14 protein-coding genes are annotated in these 15,273 nt (G+C 61.4%); 7 read left to right on the top strand and 7 right to left on the bottom strand.

The window, feature by feature from the left end:
- Together WYS_RS08545 and pheS are read left to right on the top strand one after the other, a co-directional pair.
- On the top strand, positions 1–964 hold a 964-nt coding region (locus tag WYS_RS08545; protein ID WP_019177751.1), incomplete at its 5' end, for a GTP-binding protein.
- A 97-nt stretch (positions 965–1,061) separates the two neighbouring features.
- Positions 1,062–2,582, top strand: a complete 1,521-nt coding sequence (gene pheS / locus WYS_RS08540) for a phenylalanine--tRNA ligase subunit alpha (RefSeq protein ID WP_019177750.1) — start codon at positions 1,062–1,064, stop codon at positions 2,580–2,582.
- 2 nt (positions 2,583–2,584) lie between these two features.
- Here the strand turns inward: pheS and WYS_RS08535 are convergent, their stop codons facing one another.
- Together WYS_RS08535 and WYS_RS08530 are read right to left on the bottom strand one after the other, a co-directional pair.
- Positions 2,585–3,856, bottom strand: a complete 1,272-nt coding sequence (locus tag WYS_RS08535) for a tetratricopeptide repeat protein (protein ID WP_019177749.1) — start codon at positions 3,854–3,856, stop codon at positions 2,585–2,587.
- Positions 3,857–3,931: 75 nt separating this feature from the next.
- Positions 3,932–5,215 carry a tetratricopeptide repeat protein gene (locus tag WYS_RS08530; protein WP_019177748.1) on the bottom strand — a complete coding sequence of 428 codons (1,284 nt, stop codon included), beginning with the start codon at positions 5,213–5,215 and terminating at the stop codon, positions 3,932–3,934.
- 187 nt (positions 5,216–5,402) lie between these two features.
- Between WYS_RS08530 and WYS_RS08525 the strand changes: the two genes are divergently transcribed.
- Complete coding sequence (locus WYS_RS08525; RefSeq protein WP_019177747.1) at positions 5,403–6,239, top strand: D-aminoacyl-tRNA deacylase; 837 nt, start codon at positions 5,403–5,405, stop codon at positions 6,237–6,239.
- A 35-nt stretch (positions 6,240–6,274) separates the two neighbouring features.
- On the opposite strand, the gene WYS_RS08520 is transcribed toward WYS_RS08525, so the two are convergent.
- Entirely contained in the window at positions 6,275–6,736 is a 462-nt protein-coding gene (locus tag WYS_RS08520; protein ID WP_019177746.1) for a carboxymuconolactone decarboxylase family protein, read from the bottom strand.
- A gap of 153 nt (positions 6,737–6,889) precedes the next feature.
- Complete coding sequence (gene pyrH, locus WYS_RS08515) at positions 6,890–7,570, bottom strand: UMP kinase (RefSeq protein ID WP_019177745.1); 681 nt, start codon at positions 7,568–7,570, stop codon at positions 6,890–6,892.
- Between the two features lie 63 nt (positions 7,571–7,633).
- Here pyrH and prf1 point away from each other — a divergent pair, with 63 nt between their 5' ends.
- From prf1 to WYS_RS08500, 3 genes are read left to right on the top strand one after another with little or no spacing between them, the layout of a single operon-like run.
- Positions 7,634–8,890 (top strand): peptide chain release factor aRF-1, encoded by a 1,257-nt coding sequence (gene prf1 / locus WYS_RS08510; RefSeq protein WP_019177744.1) that lies wholly within the window; start codon positions 7,634–7,636, stop codon positions 8,888–8,890.
- Positions 8,887–10,611 carry an arginine--tRNA ligase gene (gene argS, locus WYS_RS08505; RefSeq protein WP_019177743.1) on the top strand — a complete coding sequence of 575 codons (1,725 nt, stop codon included), beginning with the start codon at positions 8,887–8,889 and terminating at the stop codon, positions 10,609–10,611. The genes prf1 and argS overlap by 4 nt, the downstream gene beginning before the upstream one ends.
- A gap of 1 nt (position 10,612) precedes the next feature.
- Positions 10,613–11,101: a GNAT family N-acetyltransferase gene (locus WYS_RS08500; protein ID WP_019177742.1), complete on the top strand. Its 489-nt coding sequence runs from the start codon at positions 10,613–10,615 to the stop codon at positions 11,099–11,101.
- A 61-nt stretch (positions 11,102–11,162) separates the two neighbouring features.
- Here WYS_RS08500 and WYS_RS08495 read toward each other — a convergent pair whose 3' ends face one another.
- The 3 genes from WYS_RS08495 to WYS_RS08485 are packed head-to-tail and all read right to left on the bottom strand — an operon-like array spanning position 11,163 to position 14,370.
- A complete protein-coding gene (locus tag WYS_RS08495; RefSeq protein ID WP_019177741.1) occupies positions 11,163–11,891 on the bottom strand; it encodes a lipoate--protein ligase family protein in 729 nt (242 codons plus the stop codon).
- 53 nt (positions 11,892–11,944) lie between these two features.
- A complete protein-coding gene (locus tag WYS_RS08490) occupies positions 11,945–13,102 on the bottom strand; it encodes a formate--phosphoribosylaminoimidazolecarboxamide ligase family protein (RefSeq protein WP_019177740.1) in 1,158 nt (385 codons plus the stop codon).
- Positions 13,103–13,152: 50 nt separating this feature from the next.
- On the bottom strand, positions 13,153–14,370 hold the full coding sequence (locus tag WYS_RS08485) for a magnesium transporter (RefSeq protein ID WP_019177739.1): 1,218 nt from the start codon (positions 14,368–14,370) through the stop codon (positions 13,153–13,155).
- Between the two features lie 203 nt (positions 14,371–14,573).
- On the opposite strand from WYS_RS08485, the gene WYS_RS16255 reads away from it, so the two are divergent.
- The gene (locus WYS_RS16255) at positions 14,574–14,681 is read left to right on the top strand and encodes a helix-turn-helix domain-containing protein (protein WP_019177738.1); all 108 of its coding nucleotides are present in this window, start codon (positions 14,574–14,576) and stop codon (positions 14,679–14,681) included.
- Positions 14,682–15,273 lie beyond the last annotated feature (592 nt).

The following is a 15,273-nucleotide window of genomic DNA, read 5'->3' as shown; positions in this document are numbered from 1 at the left end:
CGCCAAGAACCTGGTGGACAAAGAATATACTTCCTCATGCGGCTGCGCCGCCGTCGAGATCACGGGGGACTGCATCTGCTACCAGACCGAGGTGCTGGTGGACAAGATCAAAAGGCTCAGCGATGTGGACCACGCCGACTTCGTCATGTCCGACATCCCCGGATGCGGGATCGCTGCCCTAGACCACGTATACCACAAGCTCAACGACGCGTACAGGGATGATTTCGAGCTAGCCCCGTTCATCGTCATCGCGGACCCGGAAAGGCTCCGCACCATCATGCCGGAGAAGGCGGACATACACCTTCCCCCGGAAATGGAGTATCTCTTCAGGTCGCAGCTCGCCGAGGCGGACGCGGTCGTTCTGAACAAGATCGACCTCCTGTCCGATCAGGAGACCAAGAGGTATGTCGACTTTCTCAGGTCGTTCTGCCCGGACACGCCGGTCTTCGCGATCTCCGCCCGGGAGAAGCACAACATCGGGGAGGTCGTGGACTACGTCTACAGCAACAAGGCCAAGCTGAAGGTCGTCGACATCGGGTACGGCGGGGAGGAGTTCATGGCGGCGGAGGGCAAGCTCACCTGGTACAACCGCCGCTTCTACATGGTATCGAGTAAGGACTTCGACGGCAACGCCTTCGTGGACGATTTCATCGAGAGCGTCCGCGGGAAGCTGAGGGCCGCCGACCGCAACGTGCCTCACCTGAAGGTGTTCGCCACCGCGGAGGACGGGGACATCGCGAAGGCATCGCTTCTGGGCATAGACTACAGAACGGAGCATGACAAGAAGATCAGGAACCATTACGACAAGCTCCGCGTCGTGGTCAACGCCAGAGCGGCATGCGAGGCGCCGGTCCTGGAAGGCCTGATGAACGAGGCCATGGAAGAGGTCGTGGGGAAGTACGACGGCACCAGCCGGGTGTTCTTCACCGAGTGCTTCGGAATGATGGACGAGGGAAGGGTGTGAGCGGGTAAGGCCCACCCCTGCAGCGCATCCGCGGGAGCGGCCGCCCCTGTGCTCCCCGGAGCAAACTCTAATTACTTTCCTGTTTTTCACTGATGGCATGAACGTCTCGGAGATACTAGAGGGGCTCAGCGCCAACGAAGCGAAGCTCCTGCTGGCGCTGGACAGCCTGCATGGCAAGGGGACCCCTGAGCAGGTCTTCGCCGCGGGCGGGTTCGAGCAGCCGGTGGAGGTCATGAACGCGGCCTCCTGGCTCCAGTCCAAGGGCCTGGTGCAGATCTCCGAGATGGCCCGCAAGGTCTACTCTCTCAAGGACAGGTCCGTTCTGGACAAGGGCTTGCCCGAACGCAGGGCGCTGAACTTTCTGGCCGACTGCAGCGGCGAGGTGGAGATGAAGGACCTCTCCCGTGCCGTGGCCAAGGAGGAGGCGTCCATCGCCCTGGGCTGGCTGAGGAAGAAAGGCCTCGCCACCGTCAAGAAGGACGACGACCGCACCGTCATCACCATCACCGACAAGGGCCGCGGCATGCTCCTGGACCAGATGGACGACGAGAGGACGCTGAAAGCCCTCGCCGAGGAGGACCTGCCGGAGGACAAGCTGGACAAGGCCACCATCGCCGCTCTGAAGTCCCGCCAGGACATGGTGAACGAGAAGCTGGTGGTCAGCAGGACCATCACCGTCACCGGCCTGGGGAAGGAGATCATCGGCATGGGCATCGAGGTCAAGGACGAGGTCGCCCAGCTCATCCCCGAGCTGATCCAGACGGGGAAGTGGAGGGACGTCACCATCCGCAAGTACGACGTAAGGACCTTCGCTCCGGCCATCTATCCGGGCAAGAAGCATCCGCTCACCCGGATCGCCGACGAGGTCCGCGAGATCTTCGTGGACATGGGGTTCCAGGAGATCGACGAGGAGTACGTCCAGCCGGCCTTCTGGAACATGGACGCGCTGTTCATCCCCCAGGACCACCCTGCCCGGGAGATGCAGGACACCTTCTTCCTCAAGAACCCCGCCAAGATCGCCCCGGAGGACGAGGACCTCGTGGGAAAGGTGTGCTCCATGCACGAGTGCGGCGGGAAGACCGGCTCGCAGGGCTGGGGGTACAAATGGTGTCGCGAGGAGTCGGAGCGCGCGCTTCTGCGCACGCACACCACCGTCAACACCATACGCCACCTCTGGAAGCATCCCGAGCCACCGGTCAAGGTTTTCTCCCTAAGCAAGGTGTTCAGGAAGGAAGCTATCGACGCTACGCATCTCCCGGAGTTCACTCAGATCGAGGGGATCATCATGGAGAAGGACGCCAGTTTCGACATGCTGTGCGGCGTCATCCGCGAGTTCTACCGGCGCATGGGCTTCGAGGACATACGGTTCAGGCCAGGCTACTTCCCCTATACTGAGCCGTCCATGGAGATCGAGGTCCGGTTCAAGGACACCTGGATGGAGCTCGGCGGCTCCGGCATATTCCGACCTGAGGTCACCGCCCCGTTCGGGATAGAGTACCCGGTGCTGGCATGGGGCTTCGGCTTCGAGCGCCTCGCCATGCTCCGATGGAACCTCAAGGACCTCAGGGACCTGTACATCAGCGACGTGGACATGCTGCGCCAGAGCCCCCTGCTCTGATCTCACTTGGACATCTTCACGTTGTTGGCCAGGAGCGCCATCTCCAGCGCCTTGTCCCGCATGGCCATGGAGGTGTACAACTGGGACAGGTCGTTGAGCAGCTCCACCTGCTTGTTGATCATGGCCTGCCGCGAGCGGGAGAACATCCTGAGGGCCTCGTCGTCGTCCCCGGTCTTGATGGCAATGGTGCCGAGAAGGAAGTACGCGCGGGCCTCGTCCTCGGGGTTCTCGAAGCCGTGCTGGATGAGGCGGCTCAATATCTCCTTGGGCTCGTGATAATCTTCGTCTCGGATCAGGGACTCGGCGATGTTGCACTCCAGCGCGCCGTTGATGTGGTCGTCGTAGACGCCCCTGGCCCGGATGAACGAGCGGTATGCCAGGTGCCATTCCTTGCGGTCCATGTGCAGCATGCCCTCGATCCAGTAGCCGTTGAACCTTTCCGACGGGATGCTGGACGCCTCCATAACCTTGGTGAGGATGAGGCAGTACTCCGCCTTGCCCACCCTGCGGGCCACCTCGGCCTGCACGTAATGCACCATGGGGCTGTAGCCCTTGGTCACGTCGCGGATATTGGCCACCGCCTCCAGGAGGTCGTCGTCCGGCACGAGCAGAAGCTCCTTGTAGCGGCTGTTGACCAGGATCTCGGCGTCGGCGAACCTCCTGGCGTTAACGAGGTGGTACAATGCCTCCTTGAGATCATCCCACCGCATCCAGTAGTCGGCGGCGATGGTATGGTAGTCCTTGACCTTCTCGGGGTCGGTCTCCGACAGCACGTATTCCTTCAGCTCTCGGGGGAGATCGACCATGCCCTTCTCGTCCACCGGAAGGAGGGAGACGCTGATGTCCGGCAACACGTCGCGGTAGAACGGCTTGCGGAACACGCAGGACATCGCCACCACTGGCTTGAACTTGTCATCGAGGGCCTTCCACAGCTCCGGGCCCTTGCACTTCCGGATGTCCTGGTACTGGCTGAGGTCGATGTTGTTCTCCTCGGCGAAGTCCTTGATATCCTTGGCCTTGTCGGTCCCGCTGCGGGTGAGGAAGTACACCTTGCGCTTGGTCTTGCCCCTCTTGATGTGGGAGAGCCGCTCCATCACGTCCTTGCTGTCCTTGAGCTTCTTCAGCTCCAGGGCGGCGTGCGCCCTGGAGATGCGGAGCGCGGCGGCGATGCCGTCCTGGCTTATGTCGATGGGAACCTCGTAGGAGTCCTGGAACTTCGCGTACTGCGACAGGTGGATGATTATGCGTTCTCCTACGGTGAGCGATGCCGCCATTGGTTCCCCCTGAAAATCGAAACGGAATCGCTAAGAAGCTATATATGACCTCTGGCCCCCGCGGCCGCTGCTGGGTCACGGTCCGGACCTTGAGCCCTTCACCCTCTTGGCGCGCGCCGCGAACTCGGTCGCCTTTTCCGGCATTCCCATGAGCACGTAGGCGTCCGACAGCGCCATGTACAGTTCGCCGTTCTCGCGGTCCCTCGATGCGCCCCTGCTCTTGCTGAACAGGCGCACCGCCTCCGCCCCGTCCCCCGCCCTCAGCGAGATGGTGCCCAGCTGGTAAAAGATGCGCTCCAGCAGCTCGCCGTCCTTCACCCCGCCGGAGATGAGCCGCTCCAGCACCACCCTGGCCTCGGCTGGCTGGCCGGTAAGCATCAGCGTCTCGGCTATGTCGCACTCCAGGGGGATGTTCGCCTCCCCCTCGTGCAGGTCCCTGGCGGCGTAGAGGGCGGCCAGCGCCTCCCCGGCATCGCCCCTCTCCCGGAGCGCCAGCCCTTTCACCACGGCGCCGTCGAAGCGGTCGCGGGGGTCCGATGATGACAGCAGCTCCTCCGCCTTCGCCAGTGCCCGGTCCGGCTCTCCGGCCCGGCGGGCCGATTCGGCCTGCGCATAGAGCACCCGCCCCCGGTAGCGGGGGGACGGCTCCTTGAACGACCACACGATGTCCATGAGGTCGCGGTCGGCGGACGCCAGCAGCGCGCTCCCCCTCGAGGACAGCAGCATCTCCGCCTCCCTGGCCCGGCCGGCGCTGAGGAGGTGGAACAGCCTCTCGCGGTAATCTCCGTTGGTGAGCCAGTAGTCGGCGGCGAAAGAATGGTACTGCTTCAGGAGGTCGGGGGCGACCATGCCGACCACGTAGGCCTTCAGCTCAGGGGGGAGGTCAACGGTGCCGTCGCCGTCCACCGGAAGGAGGGACACCGGGGTCTCCGGCAGCGCCTCCCTCATGAAGGGGCGGCGGAACACGCAGGCCTGCGCGAACAGGGTCTTGAGTTCGTCGTCCAGGCTGCCCCATACCTCGGGGCCCTTGCACTTCCGGATGTCCAGGAACGGCCGGACGTCGATGCCCTCCGACTCGGCGAACTGCTTGATCCTGGCGGCCCGGTCCTCTCCGGCCGGGCTGACGAAGTATACCTTGCGCTTCGTTTTCCCCTTCTTGATGTGCACGAGGTCCTCCACCACCTCGCCGGTCTCCTTCAGCTTCTTCAGCTCGATGGCCGCGTGCGCCCTGGAGATGCGGAGCGCGGCGGCGATGCCGTCCTGGCTTATGTCAAAGGGGGCATCGTAGCTGTCCTTGAATTTCGAGTATTGGGACAGGTGGAGGATGATCCTCTCTCCCACGGTCAGCGTGCCGGGCATGATCACGAAATTAGGACCGGTCTCTATATATTTAGCGATATTAATTGTATATTTCAACCAGTATTATTACAGGCGATATCATTGCTTGCGCTCTCGCGGGAATGAGCGCCGCTGGCAGGCGGTCCGGCCCTCGGAGCCCCACAATCTATTTACCGGGCGGGCCATAACGCGGAGGCGAAAAGGAGGCATGGCGATCAGATTGATGGTTTGCAGCCTGGCGGACACGGTAAGCGTCAACATCAAGGACGCGCTGCTCTCCCAGGCTCCCTGGTCGGAGGAGGGCGAGTTCGAGGGTCATCCGGTCCTCAGGAGCGGGGACATGGTAATGGCCACCGTTCCCGGCCTTCACATCTTCGCCGATGACATAGACCAAAGGGTAAGCGACGCGCTGTCCGTCAAGGTGGACGAGGTCGTGTTCATGTCGCGCCACAAGGCCGCCTCCGGGCAGAGGTCGCTGACGGTCCATCCTATCGGCAACTGGAGAAAGGCGGACTACGGCGGGCGGGAGGGCGAGCTGGTGCCTGCCGCCCCGGGCCTGATGACCGCCCTGCTGCGCTCGCTGAAGGCCGCCGCCTCCGGCCTGGACTTCGACGTGGTGTTCGAAGTGACCCATCACGGCCCCCGGCTGGCGTCGCCCACTCTGTTCATCGAGATCGGGAGCAACGAGGCCTCCTGGGGCGACAAGGACGCCGCCAGAGCGCTGGCGAGGGCGCTGCTGGAGGCCAGGGTGGAGGACCATCCCAAGGCGATCGGGATCGGCGGCGGGCACTACGCGCCCCGCTTCACCGAGGTCAGCCTGGCCAAGAAGGTCAGCTTCGGCCATATGCTGCCCGGCTACGCCATGGACCTGAACGACCCGGCGTCGCTGTCAGCAATGATCGGCAAGGCGCTGAGGAGCACCGGGACCGATCTAGCATATCTTCATAAAAAATCGATGAAGAGGTCCGAGGCGTCCATGGTCGCCAGCCTGGTAGCAGACCTGGGCGGCCGGGTGATCGACAGCTCGGACCTCCAGGACCTCTGAGCCCTCGGTCCATCCCCGCGAAGGCGGGGGAGCGCTCACTTCTTTTTCTTCGCCGCCGGCTTCTTGGCCACGGGCTTGGTGGTCTTCTCGCCCTCCATCTCGGCGAAGACCTGGGAAAGCCCCTTCTTGGCGACGGACCAGGACGGCACGCCTCCAACGACGACCGCTACATGCATCGCTTCTACGATCTCCTGCTTGGTGGCGCCGTAGTTCGCGGCCACCCTGGCCTGGGGATACACGCAGTCCTCGCACATCCTCACAGCCACGCAGGCGAGGGCGATGAGCCTCTTGGTCTTCCGGTCCAGCGCACCGTCCTCCACCATGACCCTGTCAAGTTCCTTTATGACCACGGCCAGCTCCGGGTTGTGCTCACGGATGTGGGCCAGAGCGTGCGGGACATAGCCGCCCATGCGGCATCCCATCTCCTCCACGGCGTCCTCGGCGCTGAGCTCGTCCTTCAGGTTCTTGCTCCTCTTGCACGCTTTAGCTTCAGCCATATCATAACCCCAATTATTCTTTCACCCACATAATGCTCGTGAGGGGATGATAAGTTTATTGCCTTACCAGCGAAGAAATGGCGTGGACCGTTCATGCGCGGTCCGCGCCTTGGAGGGGGGCGCGACCACCCTATTGGAACATCCTCTGACTGATCAGCCGTCGATGACCGTCCCGCTGATCCTCTGCCCCCGTATGGCCCTTTCCATCTCCGCGAGGTCGCGGCCAGCTACCACCAGGATGGGGATCTTGTTGCGCATAACGATCTCCGCGCCCATGGGGTCGAACACGTGGGAGCTGCCGGCGCCATGCTTCCCGCCCAGCATCTCCCGGAGCTGTTGGAAAGAGATGCGGTCGTACTTCCTGGCGCTCTTGTCCTTGCGGGGGTCGGCGGTGTACACCCCGTCCACCGAGGTGGCGTTGACGACCCTCGATGCGCCGACCTTCTCGGCCAGCGCGGCCGAGACGCCATCGGTTGTATGCCCTGGGGTCGTTCCGCCCATGATTACGACCTTCCCCTTCCCACCCAGTGCGGCGGCCTCCTCCACCGTGGTCGGCACGGTCTGGATCGCTCTGCTCTTCAGAGCTAGCTGTACCAGGCGGGCGTTGATCCTGGTGGCCTGGATCCCTAGGTCGTCAAGCTCGTCCTCGGTCGCCTGGAGCTCCCTCCCGGTGACGATGTAGTAACGGGCGATCTTGCCCCCACCGCACACCACGTACACCTCGAACTCCTCGGACACCTTGCTGAGAACGGAAGCGAACTTGGAGAGGAACTCCCCGTCCCGGTCATCCGGGATGATTATGGAGCCTCCCAGTGAGACAACGACCTTTTCCATGGGTATCGACCAAAGCTTAATTAGGGCAATATCTTTAGAGTTAAAAAAGCGTAGGTTGAACCAATGGCTCCAGATGAGAGCGATAATGACAGGATGATGGAGAAGCGCCGGTACGACTTCAAGAGGGCCCTGGAGGAGATCCGGGAGATCCACGGCCGTGGCACCGAGCTCGTCTCCGTTTACGTCCCACCGGACAAGCAGATATCGGACGTCGCGAACTACCTTCGGGGTGAATACTCACAGTCACAGAACATCAAGAGCAAGAGGACCAACAAGGCCGTCACCGGGGCCATCGAGTCAATACTTGCCAAGCTGAAATACTTCAAGACCCCACCGGCTAACGGGGTCATCTTCTTCGTCGGCGAAGCCCCGACCGCGGGGGACCAGACCAAGCAGGTGTCCTTCGTAGTGGAGCCGCCGGAGCCTATCACCACCTTCATGTACCGATGCGACTCGGAGTTCTACACCGAGAAGCTGTGGGACATGCTGGAGGTCAAGCAGACCTTCGGGCTGCTGGTGATCGACCGCTCCGAAGCGACCATCGGCCTGCTCAAGGGCAAGAGGGTCATCCCCGTCAAGAACATCCAGTCCCTGGTGCCATCGAAGCACGGCAGGGGCGGGCAATCGGCGCTGCGTTTCGAGCGCTTGATCGAGATCGCGGCTCACGAGTTCTACAAGAAGGTGGCGGAGACGGCCGACGACGCGTTCCTCGCCCAGGGAGAGAACCTGGAAGGCGTTCTCATCGGCGGTCCGGGGCCGACCAAGGAGTTCTTCGTCAAGGAAGAGTACCTCCACCACGAGCTGAGGAAGAAGATAATCGACACCTTCGATACAGGATATACCGATGAGTACGGGCTCAAGGAGCTGGTGGAGAAGGCCAAGGACGCCCTCACCGACCTTGACCTGATGAGGGAGAAGCAGCTCGTCCAGAAGCTTCTGGAGGAGATCCGCAAGTCCGACGACGGCCTCGCCACGTACGGCGAGGAACAGGTCCGCCACGCCCTGGAGATAGGGGCGGTGGACACCCTGCTCATCTCCGAGGGCCTCCGGAAGAAGCGAGTCCAGCTGAAGTGCCCCCAGTGCGGCTGGGAGGGAAAGGTCACCGCGGTCAGGGAAGAGGATGCCAAGTGCCCCAAGTGTCCCGCCGCCAGCCCCGAGATCGTGGAGGTCAAGGATTTCGTCGACGACTTCTATGACGAGGCCAGCAAGGTCGGCACGAAGGTCGAGCTCCTTTCCATCGATTCGGAGGAAGGGGAGTTGCTCATGAAGGCCTTCGGCGGCATAGCGGCGATACTGAGGTACAGCATCGGAGGGATGTGAGCTTGGACCCGCTGAAGCCGTTCCGCGATGAGGTGGAGAGCGCAACCAAGGCCGCGTTCCAGGCCATGGGCGCCGACGTCCGCTTCGAGATCGAGGTCCCCGCCACCGGAGTAGCCGATTTCGCCGTTCCCTGCTTCCCGCTGGCCAAGGCCCTGAGGAAGGCGCCCCCGGCCATAGCCGAGGAGGCGGCCTCCAAGCTCCCTCGGATGGAGATGGCCTCCAAGGCCTGGGCCGAGAGGGGATACCTCAACTTCAAGGTGGACGAGAAGAAGCTCAGCCGGTCCACCCTCACCGAGATCATGAAGGAGAAGGAGAACTACGGGAAAGGTGCTCACAGGAAGGAGAAGGTCCTCCTGGAGCATACTTCGGTCAACCCGACCGGCCCGATACACGTCGGACGGGCCAGGAACCCCATCATCGGCGACACCCTGGCGCGCTGCATGCGCGCCTGCGGGTACGACGTTACCACCGAGTACTACGTCAACGACGTGGGCAAGCAGGTGGTCATCCTGACCTGGGGCCTGGACCATCTTTCTCCCTCGGACGTTGACATCGTCGACGACAGCGAGAAGGCCGACCACCGCCTTGTCGCCTACTACCGGAAAGCGAACGAGATGATGGAGAACGACAAGGAGGTGGAGAAGCAGGTGGGCCACATGCTCCGCCGCTTCGAGGACGGCGATGAGGAAGTGATCGAGAAGGTCCGCAAGACCGCCAAGCTCATGCTCGACGGCATCATCGAGAGCCTCGATACTATCAACGTCGCCATCGACCAGTTCACCTGGGAGTCCACCTTCATCAAGGACGGCTCCGCCCACCGCGTGGTGGAGGAGCTGAAGCGCTCCGAGCACTGCAAGGAGGACAAGGGCGCCTGCTATCTGGAGCTGGAGCCGTTCGGCGTTCACGGCCGCGACACCAAGTTCTTCTTCACCCGGGCGGACGGGACCACCCTGTACACCACCCGGGACATGGCGTACCACCTCAACAAGTTCGAGCGGGCCGATCGTCTCATCAACATCCTGGGCGAGGACCAGAAGCTGGGGCAGACCCAGCTCGCGATAGCCCTCAAGCTCCTGGGAAAGGAGCGCGCCCCCGAGGTCCTGTTCTATTCCTTCGTATCCCTTCCCGAGGGGCGGATGTCCACCAGGAAGGGCGTGGTCGTCCACCTCGACGACCTCATAGAGGAGGCGGAGGCCCGCGCGCTGGAAGAAGTGAAGAAGCGCCGCACCGACCTGTCGGAGGAGAAGATGCGGGATATCGCGAGGGCCATCGGGCGCGGCGCGGTGAGGTACAACATCGTTCGGGTCCAGCCCGAGAAGCCCCTGGTCTTCAAGTGGGAGGACGCCCTGAACTTCGAGGGCAACAGCGCGCCGTTCGTGCAGTACGCTCACGCCCGGGCCTGCAGCATCCTGCGCAAGGCCGGGGAGTTCGGTCGGGACCTCGACCCCGAGGTGCTGACGAACGAATACGAGGTCAAACTCATCAAGGCCCTGGCCCGGTACCCCTCCGTCATCAGCGAGGCCGGGGACAAGGCCCGCATCCACGTGCTGCCGGCCTACGCTCACGAAGTGGCGGCGGCGTTCAACCAGTTCTACACCTACGTGCCGGTGCTCAAGGGCGAGGAGAACCGCGACGCCCGCCTGGCGCTGGTGGACGCGACCCGCCTCGTGCTGGCGAACGCTCTGACCACCCTGGGCCTCAGCGCCCCGGAGGAGATGTAACATGAAGATCGTCCCCCTCTCCGACGAGGACCGCGTGTCGGTGCGCGTGCTCGAGCTGGCCTGCATCCGCGAGTATGTGGAGCGGTCCATCAAGAAGAGATGGGAGGACCTTCCCCAGGACCTCCGGGAGAAGCTGGGGGCCTCTGCCGCCAACTCGTTCCAGTACTATCGCGACTCCGGCCTCAGCTTCGTGGCCAAGGAGGGTGACAAGGTTGTCGGCTTCATCTTCGGCCAGATGATGCACTGGATCGACGGCATAGAGAATGCGGCGTGGGTCGAGAACGTCGGCGTGGACCAGGAGTTCCGGCGCATGGGCATTGGGTACCAGCTGATGCGCCGCCTGGCCGAGGAAGGCAAGAAGCAGGGAGCGCAGGTAGTGCACTCCTCCATCGGCCTCGACAACACCAGGTCGCTGCTTCTCCATCGCAAGCTGGGCTTTTTGGGCGAGGACCGCAAGATCGCCATCCTGGACCTCAGTAAGTTCCACTAGGGCGAGATCTGTCATCCCCCGATCTGCATTAGTTGGCATTTTATAAGTGGAGCTGTCGAGATCACCGCAGGTAAGTGTGCTCGGGGGAGCTGTACTTCTCTTTCTCCAACTTGTCCGCGAGATCCCGCTCCTCTTCCGTGAGATCGCCCCTCTCGAACTCCACCCCGAACGCCGAGGAGAACCCGCGCACGATGGCGGTCTTGACCACCTCCATGTCCGGGACGTAGCCCAGCTCTTCCCGCAGCGAGGTCATGTCCCCCCTAGGCCTCTTCCGCGCCTTCAGCACCTCGCACATGATGTCGAGATCGGTGTCCACCAGGAGCGATCCGTGCTGGGCCAGCACCCCCCATCTCCTGAGCTGGGCGCTGCCGGAGATCTTCTTTCCCCCTATCTGCACATCGTTCACCGGCTTGAACTCCGGATCAAGGCCAAGCCCCTCCAGGGCCAGAACGATGCCCCGGCACACCATCTCGAACGACCTCACGGGATCGCCGGGAGCGCTGGCCCGGTCGATGAGCAGGGAATAAATGATCTGCCCCTGGTCGGTGTAGATGGCGCTCCCCCCTGACATCCTGCGAACGATCTGGACACCGTGCCTGGAAGCGGCCTCGAGGTCCACCACCTCCTTGACCCTCTCGAAGTGCCCCATGGAAATAGTGGGGGCGTTCCGCCGATACAGGTGGAGGGTGTTGGGGACCTTCTCTTCGTTCCTCGCCACCAGGATGGCCTCGTCGCAGGCGGCACTAAAGGCCGGGGCTAGCATGTCTGAGTCTACGAGGCGCCACTTCACAGTACGTCAAATGAATAGGGGTTTATTAATATTTGCTATTTTATATATTGATACTAAGTGACGATCTCCGCCACCCGCTTCTCCTCCAGGGCACGGCGCACTTCCATGGCCAGCCTCCTCCCGGTGGACATGTTCTTCCTCCACAGGGAGTTGCCGTAAGCATGGCCGACGTTCATGTGCACGTTGGTGCCGCCGCCGATGCGCGGCGCGACATCGTAGATGAAGAACTTGAGGTCCTTGTCCACGCAGGTCTGCAGGCAGAACGGGCCGATGATGCCCGGGGAGAAGTACTCCTTGGCCGCGGCCACGTACTTCTCCGCCAGTTCGAAGGCGTTCTCCAGGAGCGACTCCCGGAGCGTGGCGGAATTATGCCCGCACACGGTGTACTCAGGCACCTTCTGCGCTTCATTCAGGGTCAGCTGCTGGGCGGCGGGTATCCTCACGTGCCCGTCCAGGGAGCTCTCGAAGCGCCAGTCCACGCCGATCAGCTCGACCTTCTCGCCTTCCTTCTCCAGGGGGGAGTAGAAGAAGTCCAGGTTGAACACCGGGCCGATGACGTACTCCTCCATCCTCGCCCCTTCCAGGTTCTCCCTCTCGATCACGCCCTGCTTGATGAGCGCCTCCGACTTCTCCCTGTACTCCTGGTACGAGGCGGCGGTGAAGAACCCCCTCTCCAGCTTCTTCTTGGCGTGGTGCAGCTTGATGATGCTGAGGGAGTTGATGTCCTTGGGGTCGGTGATCTTCCTCGGGGCCGGCAGGCCGGCCTTGTCCAAGAGCCAATAGTAGTCCCTGGGGCCGCCGCGGTCCTCGCTTCTCAGCAGGTTCCTCGACCCGACCAGGGGGACCATGAAATCGTTCTCCACGGCGTCCATGGAGACATAGGAGGTGAAGGACCGGTTCGGCACGAACAGCACGCTGTCATCTTGCAGCCTCTTCATATTCTCCTGCTTCATGATATCATTGAACTTGGGGAGAAGCATGACCTCGTCGACCATGCCCCTGACGATGCCGCCGTTCGCGTCGCGGAAGGCCTTGAAGTAGCGCGAGTACGGGGAGTCCCGGCCGTTCTGGCATACCGCCAGGGTGCGCAGCCCCTCCTCCACGGCGCCGTCGCAGGTGTCCAGGGCGGAGTGGGAGCCCACCACGCCTATCTTCGCAGCACTGAGGTCGTAGTCCCCGACCATCTCCTGAATGACCTTTCTCTCTATCATGGTCCTGCCCCTGTGAACTCACCCTATCGAGGGAAAAGAGATAAAGGTTATCAGACGCCCAGCCCCATGAGGATTATCACGCCCATCAGCGCGAACGCTCCCACCGAGTCGATGGCCGATGACGTGAGCGGTATGGAGTGGTCATCGGGGTCCAGGGACAGCTTGTACGTGTACACCGCGACGTAATAGGAGATGAAGTTCAGCGCCGTGACCGTGATGAGCCCGGCCGCCAGGGAGAGGAACACCATCTCTCCCAGGGACGGCGAGCCCAGCCCGAGCAGCCGCGCCGCCACGTAGGAGGATATCCCCACCAGCACGAACACCCACAGTGAGAAGATGTAGATTATGGCGAAGTTCTCCAGGGCCAGCTTCCCCGGCCTCCTCCGTGGCTTCAGAGTACCCATGTGCAGCATGGAGCCGAAGCGGGAGGTCAGTATGCCGCCCAGCGCGTTGGCGTCCTCCAGGAAGGGAGGTATCAGGACCAGCAGCGCGGGCAGAGCCACCAGGCTTTCCAGCCGCGTGTCTATGGTAACTCCCGCCACTATGTCTAGGAGGATGCAGAGGACCAGCACGGGCGAGCTGTGGATGAAGATCCTTCTCGCCTCTCCCTTGCCGCGGAGGACCGCCAGGATTGCCAAGGCCACGGTGATCACGAGGAACAGGGTGGAGAACGCGGTGATGACGATGCCCGGGAAATTGATGACCAGGATGGCCGCCAGGAACAGCATGGGGAGGGTGACGATGTCGCCGGCCGCGGTGATCAGCGGCGCGGAGATGTTGTCGATGTCCCAATTGCGGCGGAACCCGATGGTCGCCACGATCACGTTGATTATGATGAGCACAAAGCCCGCCAGCACTCCCCCCAGCACCGATATGAACACGAACGTGCTGATGGAGACAGAAGGGATCCCCATGGCCACCGCTACGGTGTTGGCCAGGACGCCCATGAGGAAGGACATGATCATGGTGAGGAGCAGGGACGACTCCATGTTCTGGCGCAGAATGCTGCCCCGCTTGAAAGTGAGCTCGAAGGTGCCGAGGTGCATCGCCGTACCCAGCCGGGAGCCCAGCGCGCCGAAGATGTTGCCCCTCATGCCGATGGCAGGGGGGATCAGGATCATGAGGCCCGGCAAAAGCTCCAGAGTATGGGTCATGGATCCAAGGGTCGCGCCAGCGAGCAGATCGCCGAGCGAGGATATGAGGAGCGCGACGAAGCCGAGGGAGAAGACCGAACGGTTCCTGGCAAAGAAAGATCGCACTCCCCTCATGGCCTGCCCCTCGGACCCTATTACTCTTCATTACTATTTTAACTCATATGGGGAGGAAGTCGCTATGTTATCGTGAAGATGAAATATATCCATTAGGTACTTTCATTCTTCCAAGTATAATATGGCTGCTTAGGCACTTTCGGCCACCTTCCCCCGTTCGATGCTTATATACGAAAGATGTCAAGAAAAACGGAGGGGATGTCATGCTCACCTACAAGTTCCGTCTCTATCCGAACAAAGAGGAGGAACGGATGCTGTTGTGGACGCTGGAGATATGCCGTCTCATTTACAATCGCTTCCTTGAGTTCTAAATGAAGGGCGAACGTGATGAGTTCAGATTGCAAACCCTCCTCTCAGTTTAGAAAGAAAGTGAAGACGACCTCAGAAATGTGAATGCCCAGGTCCTTCAATACGTGCTGCACCGCCTATTCATCAACTTGAATACACAAAAAGGACTGAAGGAAAGTGGCAGGGAGGTCGGCAGCCTGAGATTCAAGTCTTCGCAACGCTTCCGTTCATTCAGCCATATTCAAAGTGGTTTCAAGCTGTTGCCTAAGAATGATAAGTTTGGCATTCTCCAGCTATCAAAGATAGACAACATTCCTATCCGCTTGCATCGTGAAGTTATCGGTGAGATAAAAGGCCTTACCATCAAGCACATGCTATCTGGAATTGGTACGTCTACCTTTGGGTCGATGACTGCAAGAATGAGGACGAAATCACGTTCATCGAAAAAGCGGTTGGCATAGACCTTGGACTAGAACATTACGCTGTTGACAGCGACGGTCTAGTGACAGAGATCCCTTGTCACCTGAAGCGAGAATTGAATAAATTACGGCGGGATCAGAGGAGAATGGCCTGGAAACAAAAGGGTTCTAAAATAGAGGATTGTTGAAGGTAGGG

This window comes from Methanomassiliicoccus luminyensis B10 (assembly GCF_000308215.1).
GTDB classification, from domain to species: Archaea; Thermoplasmatota; Thermoplasmata; order Methanomassiliicoccales; family Methanomassiliicoccaceae; genus Methanomassiliicoccus; species Methanomassiliicoccus luminyensis.
The sequence above is the reverse complement of the archived record's forward strand: the minus strand, read 5'-3'. Positions and strand labels throughout refer to the sequence as shown.

What these genes read in the sequence shown, in the direction of transcription:
- WYS_RS08500 (WP_019177742.1), top strand. Translation starts at nt 10,613, where the DNA reads ATGAAGATCGTCCCCCTCTCCGACGAGGACCGCGTGTCGGTGCGCGTG.
- WYS_RS08525 (WP_019177747.1), top strand. Translation starts at nt 5,403, where the DNA reads ATGGCGATCAGATTGATGGTTTGCAGCCTGGCGGACACGGTAAGCGTC.
- WYS_RS08490 (WP_019177740.1), bottom strand. Translation starts at nt 13,102, where the DNA reads ATGATAGAGAGAAAGGTCATTCAGGAGATGGTCGGGGACTACGACCTC.
- pheS (WP_019177750.1), top strand. Translation starts at nt 1,062, where the DNA reads ATGAACGTCTCGGAGATACTAGAGGGGCTCAGCGCCAACGAAGCGAAG.
- WYS_RS16255 (WP_019177738.1), top strand. Translation starts at nt 14,574, where the DNA reads ATGCTCACCTACAAGTTCCGTCTCTATCCGAACAAAGAGGAGGAACGG.
- WYS_RS08530 (WP_019177748.1), bottom strand. Translation starts at nt 5,215, where the DNA reads ATGCCCGGCACGCTGACCGTGGGAGAGAGGATCATCCTCCACCTGTCC.
- WYS_RS08535 (WP_019177749.1), bottom strand. Translation starts at nt 3,856, where the DNA reads ATGGCGGCATCGCTCACCGTAGGAGAACGCATAATCATCCACCTGTCG.
- pyrH (WP_019177745.1), bottom strand. Translation starts at nt 7,570, where the DNA reads ATGGAAAAGGTCGTTGTCTCACTGGGAGGCTCCATAATCATCCCGGAT.
- WYS_RS08485 (WP_019177739.1), bottom strand. Translation starts at nt 14,370, where the DNA reads ATGAGGGGAGTGCGATCTTTCTTTGCCAGGAACCGTTCGGTCTTCTCC.
- prf1 (WP_019177744.1), top strand. Translation starts at nt 7,634, where the DNA reads ATGGCTCCAGATGAGAGCGATAATGACAGGATGATGGAGAAGCGCCGG.
- WYS_RS08520 (WP_019177746.1), bottom strand. Translation starts at nt 6,736, where the DNA reads ATGGCTGAAGCTAAAGCGTGCAAGAGGAGCAAGAACCTGAAGGACGAG.